The 13,109-nt window shown below is 30.9% G+C and carries 9 protein-coding genes and 1 other RNA gene; 7 read left to right on the forward strand and 3 right to left on the reverse strand.

The window, feature by feature from the left end:
- Window positions 1-11: 11 nt before the first annotated feature.
- Both Lupro_RS05295 and Lupro_RS05300 read right to left on the reverse strand, forming a co-directional pair.
- The gene (locus Lupro_RS05295; RefSeq protein ID WP_068206950.1) at window positions 12-230 is read right to left on the reverse strand and encodes a DUF3820 family protein; all 219 of its coding nucleotides are present in this window, start codon (window positions 228-230) and stop codon (window positions 12-14) included.
- Window positions 220-1,422 (reverse strand): NAD(P)-dependent oxidoreductase, encoded by a 1,203-nt coding sequence (locus Lupro_RS05300; protein ID WP_068206952.1) that lies wholly within the window; start codon window positions 1,420-1,422, stop codon window positions 220-222. Before Lupro_RS05300 ends, Lupro_RS05295 begins: the two co-directional genes overlap by 11 nt.
- 125 nt (window positions 1,423-1,547) lie before the next feature.
- Here Lupro_RS05300 and ssrA point away from each other — a divergent pair.
- Together ssrA and Lupro_RS05310 are read left to right on the forward strand one after the other, a co-directional pair.
- Window positions 1,548-1,941: a transfer-messenger RNA gene (gene ssrA, locus Lupro_RS05305) on the forward strand.
- A gap of 87 nt (window positions 1,942-2,028) precedes the next feature.
- The gene (locus Lupro_RS05310; protein ID WP_068206954.1) at window positions 2,029-3,297 is read left to right on the forward strand and encodes an MgtC/SapB family protein; all 1,269 of its coding nucleotides are present in this window, start codon (window positions 2,029-2,031) and stop codon (window positions 3,295-3,297) included.
- A 15-nt stretch (window positions 3,298-3,312) separates the two neighbouring features.
- Here Lupro_RS05310 and nagB read toward each other — a convergent pair whose 3' ends face one another.
- Window positions 3,313-5,250: a glucosamine-6-phosphate deaminase gene (gene nagB, locus Lupro_RS05315; RefSeq protein WP_068206956.1), complete on the reverse strand. Its 1,938-nt coding sequence runs from the start codon at window positions 5,248-5,250 to the stop codon at window positions 3,313-3,315.
- Between the two features lie 241 nt (window positions 5,251-5,491).
- On the opposite strand from nagB, the gene Lupro_RS05320 reads away from it, so the two are divergent.
- The 5 genes from Lupro_RS05320 to murQ all read left to right on the forward strand — a co-directional run bounded on the left by Lupro_RS05320 (window position 5,492) and on the right by murQ (window position 13,108).
- A complete protein-coding gene (locus Lupro_RS05320; RefSeq protein ID WP_068206958.1) occupies window positions 5,492-6,241 on the forward strand; it encodes a DeoR/GlpR family DNA-binding transcription regulator in 750 nt (249 codons plus the stop codon).
- A gap of 133 nt (window positions 6,242-6,374) precedes the next feature.
- The gene (locus tag Lupro_RS05325; RefSeq protein ID WP_068206959.1) at window positions 6,375-9,317 is read left to right on the forward strand and encodes a TonB-dependent receptor domain-containing protein; all 2,943 of its coding nucleotides are present in this window, start codon (window positions 6,375-6,377) and stop codon (window positions 9,315-9,317) included.
- A 10-nt stretch (window positions 9,318-9,327) separates the two neighbouring features.
- Window positions 9,328-10,653, forward strand: a complete 1,326-nt coding sequence (locus Lupro_RS05330) for a RagB/SusD family nutrient uptake outer membrane protein (RefSeq protein WP_068206961.1) — start codon at window positions 9,328-9,330, stop codon at window positions 10,651-10,653.
- 186 nt (window positions 10,654-10,839) lie between these two features.
- Window positions 10,840-12,297, forward strand: coding sequence for a sodium:solute symporter (locus tag Lupro_RS05335; protein WP_068206963.1), 1,458 nt, complete (start codon window positions 10,840-10,842; stop codon window positions 12,295-12,297).
- Entirely contained in the window at window positions 12,287-13,108 is an 822-nt protein-coding gene (gene murQ, locus Lupro_RS05340) for an N-acetylmuramic acid 6-phosphate etherase (RefSeq protein ID WP_068206965.1), read from the forward strand. The genes Lupro_RS05335 and murQ overlap by 11 nt, the downstream gene beginning before the upstream one ends.
- Window position 13,109: the final 1 nt, after the last annotated feature.

A 13,109-nucleotide genomic window follows, 5' to 3' on the forward strand; every position in this document is an offset into this window, starting at 1 on the left:
CCTTTAATTTCTTATTCTCTTAATTTACGAACCAAACCTTCCAATCCATTCAACTGTATTTCATAAACTAAATGTAGCATTTCTCCAAATTTTCCAGAGGGAAACCCTTTATTATGGTACCATACAATGTAATGTTCAGGCAAATCTATTAAATACTTCCCTTTATATTTCCCATAAGGCATTTTGGTGTTTGCCAATTTTTCTAACAAATGCTGTTGGTTATTCTCCATCAACAAAATCTTGTAAATAACTAAACCTTTGAGTTAATTTCCCATTTTCTGTCATTTTGGCTCTTTCCAAAACACCATCTTTATCATTGTTGAAAAAAGCAGGAATAACATATTTGGCAAAACTAATTCCAAACCCTTCAGAAGCATCTTTAGGAAGTTCACACGGTAAATTATCAACCGCCATAACAGCAATTGCATTTTCATCTTTAAAATCTACTTCTTCTTCAGTTTTAGGATTGTAGCCATAATTTGGCTCAGCAATTGTTGAAGGTCTTATAGTAGATGCAACGGGTCCATCAATATCACAACTTATATCTGCTACCACTTTTATATTAAAATTAGCAGATTTAGCATCTTCACGTGTAAATATATACGGAGATCCAACACCAAAAAAGTGACAAGCAATATACATATCGGCCACTTTGGCAAAACGCATGAAGTCTCCTTTATAGTCTTGAGGGTTCTTAAAGAAATCTTCTTCATTAATAATCTTACCATCTTTTCTTTTGTTATAATCTAACACATCAATCTGTACATATACAGGCTCATTAAAAGTTTGTGTCAAAAATTCTTCAACTGAAACTTCTTTCATCCCCATTCCATCTAACATTTCTTTAGCGCCATTACTAACCCTACCTTTTCCTGTTAAAACAATTTTAATGTTTGGAAGTTGTAGTTTTTTCAATTCACTAATCAACATTTTTTGATCGTGTAACACCTCAGCCTTTGGTAAATTATACAACTCAAATTTCAAACCATAGGTTCTAAATCCGTTGTAAGCACCAACAATACCGGCATATCTTCCAAAAGCAACCAATCGTATACCTTTTTCATTTGTTATGGTCTCATGGTCATACAATTCAATGTTTTTATTTAAAATAGCTCTTAATAATTTTCTATTATATGCTTGCTTTTTTATAGTGTGGGAAAAGAAAAAATATTTTTTATTAGGTATCAGGTTTTCAATCGGAACTTCTTTTACCCCCAATAGAACATCGCAATCTGACACATCATTCACAACTTCTATTCCTTCTTTTTTATAGGCTTCATCAGAAAAAAAACGACTGTCAGAACTTTCAACTTTAATTTCTAATTTTGGATATTTAAGAAGTAATTCTTTACATTTTTCTGGAGATAATACAACTCTTTTATCTGGAGGATTTTTCCTTTCCTTAATAATTCCTATCTTCATAAATAACTGGTATAAATTTTGATACGAATATATTGTGAATTAAAGAATATAACAAGTAATTGGTTTAACATATTTTTTATAAATTTGCCCTCCTTCTTTTAGGGGGTAATGTTCTTTGAATTATTGGGGACGATTGGTTTTGACTGCAAGATCAATTAAAGTAGAAGCATGCCGAGTAATGAAATAGCACTCGTAAATCTCAATTTCAACATTTTAAACGGCGAAGATAACTACGCTTTAGCTGCTTAATCCGAATTACAGTAGGATGAGCCTCGTTGCACAAGGTGCAAAAGCTAAATGCCTCTTGAAAGCCTTGGTTAGCGGCGGTCAGCTAAGAGGCATCGTAAAAGTTAACATAGATTTGCTAAGGTTTCGATAGCATTTTGAAACTAAAGAAACTAAGCTTAAAGTGGGTGGTTTTCAATCATCTTTAAGTCTAAAACCAAATGAAAACTAAGCATGTAGAAACTATTTTGGTTGCTTGTTTGGACCCGGGTTCGATTCCCGGCGTCTCCACTATTATTTAAATTAAAGCCATTTTTTACAGGTTTCTTTAACTAATTCTATTCTAATTTTATATACCTTTATCTCTAAATTTTAGATTTAATGGATTTTTTTAAAAGCATACCTCAAGATTTTATCAATTTTTTTTTAGTCACTATTTTTTCTCTTCTAATAGGTTTGGAACAGAGAAAAATTCACGAAAAACAAAAAAATGAAGTCTTATTTGGTACAGATAGAACTTTCGCTCTCGTTGGTATTTTAGGTTTTGTACTATATACTTTAAACCCTATTACATATATTCCCTTTTTAACTGGATTTGTAACATTAACTATTCTATTAGCTATTTTTTATAATTATAAACTAATGAAAACGTCCTTAGCCGGATTTACTTCAATAATTGCAGTGCTTTTAACTTATACCATTACACCTATAATTTATACTCAACCTCATTGGATGGTTTTATCCATAATTGTTGGAATTCTAATTTTGTTAGAAATTAAAGAAGATTTGTTTAAAATTTCACAAAAGATAAGTAATACTGAGTTTATTACACTTGCAAAATTTATTATAATTGCAGGAATTATTCTACCAATACTTCCAAATGAACCCATTTTTTCTTTTATTAGTATATCACCCTACAAATTTTGGTTAGCAATTGTTGCTGTTTCAACTATATCATATATTAGTTATTTATTGCAAAAATATGTATTTCAAAATGCAGGATTATTACTAACAGGTATTTTAGGTGGAATGTACAGTAGCACTGCAACTACAATAGTTCTTGCTCGAAAAAGTAAAGACGGTTCTTCTGCATCTAAAATTGTTGCCAGTATTTTATTTGCAACTGCCATGATGTATATTCGCTTATTCGTTTTGGCCTTTATTTTTAATAAAACAGTAGCGCAATCTCTAGTGTATTTTTTTATTCCATTAACCTTTTTTAGTATTCTTTTAGCTTTATTTTTCAACTCTAAAGACAATGTTAATGAAGTTAACCAAAAGCAAATAACTTACAAAAACCCTTTAGAATTTAAAACTGCTTTTATATTTGGGTTATTATTTGTTGTTTTTGCAATGGTTACAGATTTAGTACTTAAATATTACGGAAATTCTGGTGTAAAAATACTATCCGTAATTGTTGGAGTTACCGATATTGATCCGTTTATATTAAATTTATTTCAAACAAAAAATAATTCACTTACAATCACTTTAATTGTTCAAGCAACAATATTGGCTACCATAAGCAATGCTTTAATTAAGATGGGATATGCACTGTTTTTTGGAAATAAGAAAATAGCGTCTAAAATTATTTTTGGGTTTTTAGCTATTATTTTTTTTAGTATCCTTTTATTACTAATAGTTCGGGTTTAATTCAAAAAATAACACTTAAAAATGCCACCTCACAAATGCTTCTATTGCAGCATAATCAGCCAAACCTAATTCTTTATATTTTTCTGCCGTTTTTGTATTTCTATCTTCAGCACGCATCCAAAACTCTCTAATGTCACTACCTTGAAACATCACACCATCTTTTTGTGATTGATGAAAGAATATGGCTTTTCTTTTCTTTAACACTTGATCTGGGCTCATTGGTACAGCCATATCAATTTCGTGAATTTCCCATTCCTGCCAAGCTCCTTTGTATAACCATACCCAACAGTTATTCATAAACGATTTTGATTTTAGTATTGCTAAAGATTCAAAAAGCGCATTTAAACTCACTCTATGTGTTCCATGTGGATCAGCTAAATCACCTGCCGCATATATTTGATGTGGTTTGATATCTTCAATAATTTTACACATTATTTTAATATCTTCTTTTCCTAACGGATTTTTTTTGATGCCTCCCGTTTCATAAAAAGGTAAATTTAAAAAGTGTACGTTTTTATCAGGCACACCTAAATATCTTGTAGCAGCTAAAGATTCTCTTTTTCTTATCAACCCCTTAAGTTTTCTAACTTCAATAGTATCAATTACATTTTCTTTTTTAGATTTTATTTGCTCAATGAGAGTTGAAATAAAAGTGTCATCTTTTTTACAACTCATTTCTTTTGATACTTCTGCAAATTTCAAAGCTTCATAATCAGAAACAGCTATATTTCCAGAAGTTTGATACGCTATATGAACTTCGTGTCCTTGAGTCACTAATCTATCAAAAGTACCCCCCATTGATATTACATCATCATCTGGATGTGGACTAAAAATTAAAACTCTCTTTTTAGTTGGAATTGCTCTTTCAGGTCTTGAAGTATCATCAGCATTTGGTTTACCTCCCGGCCAACCCGTAATGGTATGCTGTACTTTATTGAACATTTTAATGTTTAAGTCGTATGATGAACCTTCTTCTGCCAATAAACTAGACATTCCATTATCATTGTAATCTTCATCTATTAATTTCAGAATTGATTTTCCTGTTTTTTGACACAGCCAAATAATTGCTTTACTACTCAATTTATCATCCCAAATACATGGCCCAACTAACCAAGGAGTATTTATTCTTGTTAATTCTGAAGCAGCCTCTTCATCCAATACAAATGTTGTGTTTTTATGATGCTGTAAATACGTTGCTGGTACTTTTGACGACACTTCGCCTTCAATTGTCTTTTTTATTACCAAAGATTTGTTATGCCCCCAAGCTAACAAAATAATTCTTTTAGCTTTTCTAACAGTTCTTATACCCATTGTTATTGCTTTCTTTGGAACATTATCTATTCCTAAAAAAGCAGATGCAGCATCAGCTCTTGTTATATAATCTAACGTAATACTTCTTGTTTCAGAATTAAAATGAGAGCCTGGTTCATTAAAACCAATATGCCCTGTTCTCCCTATTCCTAACAATTGTAAATCGATACCTCCATTATCTTCAATCATTTTTTCGTACGCAATACAATATTGGTGTAATTCATTACTTTTAACTGTACCATTTGGTATGTGTACATTTTCAGGCAATATATCAACATGATTAAACAAATGCTCGTGCATAAAATAAAAATAACTCTGAATATTACTTTTATCCATTGGATAATATTCGTCTAAATTAAAGGTAATAACATTTGAAAAACTTAAGCCCTCTTCTTTATGCATCCTAACTAACTCTTCATAAACTTTTATAGGAGATGATCCAGTTGCCAAACCCAATACGCATTTTTTCCCTTCTTTTTGTTTGCGTAAAATCAAATCAGCTATTTCCAGAGCAACAGTTTTAGATCCAATATTAGAGTTTGAAAAAATTACATTATGTATTTTTTCAAATCTAGTATCTTCAAATTTACCCGCTTCTTGGTATTTTATATTTTTTAGATAAGCCTGTTGAGTATCTTTCATTATTCCTTTTATTTATTTTGTAAAAATAAAAATAAAAATGCTTTAAAAAAAGATTTTATGCATTTTTATGCATTTTTGTGCACTAAAATTTATCATCCTCTCCAATTCAAATCCATCTCAACCTCATAAAATTTCACTTAATTCTATATTCCTAAATTTATTATTAAATAAAGAACAATATAAAAAGTAAAAAATATTTTGCATATTTGTGCTTGTTAATACAATTAACAACGTATACAGCATGCTAAAAGAAGAAAGACACCATTATATATTAGATAAGATTAAGTTAAGTAGAAAAGTCTTATCTGCCGATTTAAGTATTGAATTAAAAGTTTCTGAAGACACTATTCGAAGAGATTTAAACGAGCTATCTTCCAAAAAGTTAATTAAGAAAGTCCACGGAGGAGCATTGCCAATTGATAACCTAGCTTCATCATATTTAGAAAGAAGTAATTTTAACTTAGAAGAAAAAAATATCATTGCAAAAAAAGCTTTAAGCTTAATAAAGGACGGTCAAGTTATTATTATGAGTGGAAGCACCACCAACCTACAATTGGCAAAAATTATACCTTCAGATATTAATGCTACCATTTACACCTATAGCCTACCTATTGCTCTTGAGTTAACCAAACACCCCTCAATTGAAATTATATTTATTGGAGGGAAATTATACAAACCCGCACAAGTTACTATTGGCTTAGATGTGGTATCTTTTATATCTCAATTAAGAACAGATTTATGTTTTATGGGTACTGAAGGCATTAATGTTTCAAGCGGAATGACAGAACCTAACTGGGAAGTTTCTCACATAAAAAAGTGTATGATTTCTGCCAGTGATAAAGTTATTGTGCTTTGTACCCAAAATAAAATAAATAAAATTAAACGATATGCAGTAGCTCCTATTCATAAAATAGACACTATTGTCACTAATATTGATCCTTCCGATTCAATTTTTAATGAATTTAAAGAAAAAGGTGTCAAAACCCTTTGAAAAACTTACAAAAACATAAGCAAATGCTGTTTTATGCTGTTTTAAATGTTAAATTTTGCATTTTTTTAACAATTTATTAACGTAATTAAGAAAAAAATGCTAGTTTTGGGTGTTTAACATAAATAAATACCAAATGAGAAGTATTTTTACACGCATTAATTTAATTATTACTGCTCTACTATTTAGTAGTCTAAGTGTTTTTTCCCAAGAAATCGAAATCACCGGAACAGTAACTGACGAATATGGTTCTCCTATCCCAGGAGCAAACATTATTGTTGTTGGTGAAAAAACAGGCGCTCAAACCGATTTTAATGGTAACTACACCATAACAGCTAATATAGGGCAAGAATTGAAATGTTCGTATCTAGGAATGAAACCTACTACGAAGAAAATTGAAAACAAAAATCCAATTAATTTTAAATTAGTTGAAGATTTACTAAACTTAGATGAAGTTATCGTCACTGGAACTTCAGGAATTTCCACAAAAAAACAACTCGGGTCTGCAATATCAACCTTAGGGGCTGATGATTTAAGTGATTCGAAAGCTGTTGTGAGTATTGGAGAAGCATTGCAAGGACAAATTGCAGGAGCACAAATTAGTAGAAACTCAGGAAATCCTTCTGGTGGTGTTTCTATCAAATTAAGAGGTGCAAGTACATTGGTTGGTAGTTCAGACCCATTATACATAATTGATGGAGTTATTACCAACAATAGCTCTTCTGCTTTAATTAATTTAGGAGGTTATACTCAAAATAGGTTGGTTGATATTAATCCTGACGACATTGAACGTATTGAAGTTCTTAAAGGGGCTGCCGCCGCTGCTATTTATGGCTCTAGAGCTAGTAATGGAGTAGTTCAAATTTTTACTAAAAGAGGAAAAATAGGCGAACCTAGAATTACTTACTCTACAAGTTTTAATGTTAATAACTTGAGAAAAGCATTGCCTTACAATGATGCTCAATTAAAATGGGATGGAAATACAGCTGTACCTGCAACTCGTTATAACTATCAAGACTATATCTTTAACACAGCTTACGGCTTTGAAAATTCTTTAAACATTAATGGAGGTACTGAAAAAACAAAATATTCTTTTTCTGCTTCGCAGTATAAAAATGATGGTATTGTTAGAAATACTGATTTTGACAGAAAAACATTACGTATAAGATTAGATCAAGAATTATATGATTGGCTTTCTATTTCAGCAGGATCATTTGTTTCATTCAACAAAAGTACTGACATGCCAAATGGTACAAACTACGGCCCTATTACAAGTCTTATTTTTGCTGATAACTTAAACAATCCTGAGCCTGATGAATTTGGAAATTATCCAAATATAGGCTGGATGGCAAATCCGTATGAAGCAATTGACAGGGTTGAAGCCACAACAACAAACTTTAGATCTATTAATGATATTCAACTTAAATTAACACCTTTTGAAGGCTTTAGATTTAATTATACTTTAGGATATGACCATTCTAATTCGGAAGGGTTAATTTATATTCCAAACGGATTTAACACAAAGGCAAATGGTTTGTCTCAAAAAGCTACAATCAGTTCTGATTTGTTAAATAGTGATATTAATATGAGTTATCAGTTTGATATAAGTGATGATTTGAAATCTACTACTGGTGCTGGATACAGTTACCAATATGAAGAAAGACAAATTTTTGGTGTTACCAATAATTTGGTTAGTGCCATTGATGGTGTAATTGTAACAGACCCTTCATCTGCAGCTTCAGGTGTAGATTATAGAACTCAGGCTTCTTTTTGGGGAGGGTATTTACAACAAAGTTTTGGATATAAAGACAAATTATTTCTTACACTTGCAGGAAGATTGGATGGGGCTTCTACTTTTGGAGTAGATGAACGTCAACAATTCTACCCTAAAGTAAGTTCTTCTTATGCTATTTCTGATGAAGATTTCTGGGAAAATGCATTAGGAAATACTTTTGATTCTTTTAAAATACGTGCTGCTTGGGGACAAGCTGGTAACTTAACTGCTTTAGATCCTTTTCAAATTTATACAAACTACAATAGTTCTGTATATAACGGAAATATTGGTTTTATACCTTCAACAACACAAGGTAATTCTAACTTAAAACCTGAAAGGCAAACCGAAACAGAATTTGGATTTGATGCTTCTATGTTTAACAATAGATTAAGTATTGAATTCTCTTACTACAGTCAAGAAGTTCAAGATTTATTAGTAAACCGCCCTTTATCACCTTCAACAGGTTTTGATCAACAGTTTGCAAATGTTGCAAATATGACAAACAAAGGATTTGAAATACTATTAAAAGGTACTCCTTTAAGAGGTGAAAATTTAAACTGGTCAATTACTAGTACTTTTAGTCGTAATAGAAATATTGTTTCAGATGTTGAAGGGTTTAGACAAGGATTAGGTATGTTTGGTACTTCAGTAGCTCAAGATGGTGAAGCAATTGGTGTATTTTATGGAACTTATTTCGCAAGAGATAACAATGGAACAATTTTGTTAAATGCAGACGGAAAAGTACAAAAAGCTAGAGGCCACTACGAAGGAAATACACCTGTTCAAGATTACGATGCAAACGGTCAGCCTTCTGGAACTATATTGAGAAAAATTATTGGAGATCCAAATCCAGATTTTGTAGCATCTATTACTAATGAATTTGAATATAAAAACTTTGGTTTTAGATTTCAATGGGATATTTCTAAAGGAAATGATGTAATGAGTTGGGACAAACGTATGGGGTATCTTTTTGCTGGTGGAAAAGCTACAGCTGATGAATTAAATGGTATTATACCGAAAGGAAATTCAATTGCTAACTTTGGTATTTTTGAATCATTTATTGAAGATGGATCTTATATTAAACTTAGAGAAGTTGCACTTACTTATAATTTAAAATTAAACAAAAATTATATTAAAAATGTTAAATTCACATTAAGTGGAACAAACTTAATATCAATTGATAATTATTATGGATTTGATCCAGAGGTAAATACTCAAGGGCAAACCAATGGAGTAACAGGACAGGATATGGCAAACGTACCTATTCCTGCAGTATATAAATTTGGTGTAATCTTTAATTTTTAAATAAAGAACAATGAAAAAATTAATTAAAATATTTATAGTTGTAATTGGCGTACTGTCTTTTACAGCTTGTGAAACAGATTTTAACAATATAAATCAGCCTGCAGAAGACCAAGTGTTAACTACTAAAGCTGGTTTGCTAGGTGTATCTGTTGGTATGTCACAACATTTTGCAACTTCAACGTTGGCACCAATTGTTGAAATTCCTGGATTAACAACAAGAGAATTAGGAAACACATTAACATATGTAACTCCCGGAGAGTTAGTGGCTGGTGGAACTTTATTAAACAGTGATAATGCTGGTGTTACTAGATTATGGTCTCGTTTATTAAGAGATAAGGGAATGGCTGAATCTATATTAGCAAATATAGATAATGTAGAAATGGAACCTGGAACAAAAGCAGGTCTTAGTGCTTATGCAAAATGGTTTAAAGCGATGACTTTAGGTTATTTAATCCAAAATTTTGAACAAGCACCTATCAATAACGATCCTAATGGCGCTTCTGTTTTTAGTACTAGAGCCGAAGTTTTAAGTGAATGCATCAGTTTGTTAGAAAGTGCTAAAGCAGATTTGGCTTCAACTACTATTTCAGCAGAATTTTTAGCATATCTTCCTAATTTAGATTTACAAAATGTAGTAAATGCATTTTTAGCTAGATACAATTTATTTGCAGGGAATTATACTGCTGCAATAGCTGCTGCAAATGCTGTAAATTCATCGTCAATGTCAGAATGGTGGTATGATGGGGTTACATCTGAAAACCCTGTATGGAGTTTTGCCGTTTTTAATGATCCTGACACAAAACCTCAAGATAATTTTGGTTTAACTGGCAGCTATATTCCTGAAGCTGGTGATGGAAGGATTACATTCTACCTATCTCCTGTTGATGAAACTGAAACTGACTTTGGATTCCATGATGTTGACAATGCAGTAGGTTTTTTCTCTACCGCTTCAACTTCAATTCCAATTTATTTACCAGGTGAAATGTTATTGATTAAAGCAGAAGCTTATGCAATGTCAAATGATTTACCTAATGCAGTTTTAAACTTAAACTTGGTTAGAGAAAAAACCAATGATGTGTTTGGTGTAAATGCAGCTTTAGGCCCTTGGACTGGAAATGCAAACAGCCAAACCGATATTATGGATGAAATATTTAAAAATAGATCCATAGAGTTATTTATGAGTGGAATGCGATTTGAAGATTCAAGACGAATTCATCCAAATTTGAATATTCCTGCTAACGGAGACTACTTTATTGAACGTAATAGAAATTATTATCCCTATCCTTTTAATGAAAGGGAAAATAATCCTAATATACCCGCTGATCCAAGTATTTAATAAAATTTTTGTTTTATGTAATTGATAAATGGGGGAATCAAAGAGATTTGTTTACCCCCCTTTTATTCTTTTAAACTAAAAATTAAAAACAAACCTTTACTACTAATTAATTTCTCTAATAAAAGTTGTTAAATTTGTAACCTCCATCTACACATTCAATTTCATGCAAATATTTAACATAAATAAATGAATTCAACACTAATTTTAATAGTTATTACATCGTATTTCGGTCTTCTAATGTTGATTTCTCATTTTGCTTCAAAAAATAGGAGTGACAATTCTTTTTTTACCGGAGATAGAGAATCTCCTTGGCAATTGGTTTCTTTTGGAATGGTTGGAGCTGCATTATCTGGTGTAACTTTTGTCTCAATACCAGGAATGGTAGGAAATAATTATTTTTACTATTTACAATTTGTTTTTGGAAACGTAGTTGGGTACATTTTTATAACCTATGTTCTTATACCTATTTATTATGAATTAAAATTAGTATCTATATACACCTATTTAGAAACAAGATTTGGAATAAAAACATACAAAACCGGATCTTTATTTTTCCTAGTATCACAATCGTTTGGCGCTGCTCTTCGACTACTATTAGCTGCTAAAATTATACAATATGCCGTTTCAGATGCTTTTCATGTCCCTTTTTATCTAACAGTAATCATTATTTTATTGTTAATTTGGTTTTACACAAATAAATCTGGAATTAAAACAATTGTTTGGACAGATACGCTTCAAACTTTCTTCTTAATTTTAGCTGCCATTATTGCAATATATACTGTTAAAAATGCTTTGAACCTCAGTTTTACTGAAACAATTTCATCTGTAATACACCATAAATACTTTAAGGTTTTTGATTGGGATTTTAATTCTGGAAGCAATTTTTTTAAACAATTTATTTCAGGAATATTAATTGCTGTTGCAATGATGGGATTAGATCAAAATATGATGCAAAAAACACTTACTTGCAAAAATAAAAAAGAAGCACAAAATAATGCATTAACATTTAGCTTAATTTTAGCTGTAACTCAATTTTTATTTTTGGGTTTAGGTATAATGCTCTATTTATATGCTGATAAATTTGGTATTAAGTTAGAGGTGGAAAACGGAAAATTTATAAATACAGATAGCCTATTCCCTATGCTATCACTAAATTATTTTGGTATTATTGCTAGTATTAGCTTTATCTTAGGTATTACAGCTGCATCATTTTCAAGTGTAGATTCAGCATTAACAGCATTAACAACCTCTTTTACACACGATTTTTTAGCAATACAAAACAAAACTTCAAAAGAAAAAAAACAATTAAAAAATGTTGTTCTTTTTGGTTTTTCAGTTTTAATTTTTATAATAGTAATGTCATTTTCAAACAGTAAAGGCGATATTATTTCAACTATTTTTAAAGTGGCTGGCTATACTTATGGTCCACTTTTAGGACTCTATTTATTTGGTATTTTTACCAAAATTAAAATTAAAGATACTTTAGTACCTTACGTATGCATTTTAATGCCTTTTGTAACATACTATTTAAATTACTTTTTAATATCTAAATTTTCATTTGACTTAGGTTTTATGAATATACTAGTAAATGCATTATTAACAATTTTATGTTTAACCATCATAAAAAAACAACATGAAGAATAAACCCACAACTGAACAATCATCTAATTACAACAATCTTGAAAAAATGGACACATTTGAGTTACTCTCAAATATCAATGCTGAAGATAAAACCGTGCCCCTTGCTATTGAAAAAGTAATTCCCTCTATTGAAAAATTGGTAAATATTATTTATGCTAAAATGAAAGATGGAGGAAGGCTTTTTTATATTGGAGCTGGCACAAGTGGAAGACTTGGAGTATTAGATGCCTCAGAATGCCCTCCAACTTATGGTGTCTCAGACAATTGGGTTATTGGCCTTATTGCCGGAGGCGATATTGCACTTAGAAAAGCTGTTGAAAATGCTGAAGATGATACTACTCTTGCTTGGAAAGATTTACAAGAGTATAATATTACTGATAAAGATGTTTTAGTTGGAATTGCGGCTTCTGGAACAACTCCTTATGTTATTGGCGGACTTCAAAGAGCCAAACAACATAATATAACTACCGGTTGCATTACTTGTAATAAAAATAGTCCTCTTTCTCATGTTGCTGAATATCCAATTGAAATAGTTGTTGGACCTGAATTTGTTACTGGAAGCACAAGAATGAAAGCAGGAACTGCACAAAAACTTGTGTTAAATATGATCTCAACTTCAGTAATGATTAAGTTAGGAAGAGTAAAAGATAACAAAATGGTTCACATGCAACTATCTAATACTAAATTAGTAAACCGAGGAGTACTAATGTTAATGGACGAACTACTTATTGATGAAGATTTAGCCTCTATGCTTTTGGAAAAACATAAAAGTGTGAAAAATGTTTTAGATCTTTATAAAAGTGAATTTTTATGAT

The sequence above is a fragment of the Lutibacter profundi genome (genome assembly GCF_001543325.1).
GTDB lineage: Bacteria > Bacteroidota > Bacteroidia > Flavobacteriales > Flavobacteriaceae > Lutibacter > Lutibacter profundi.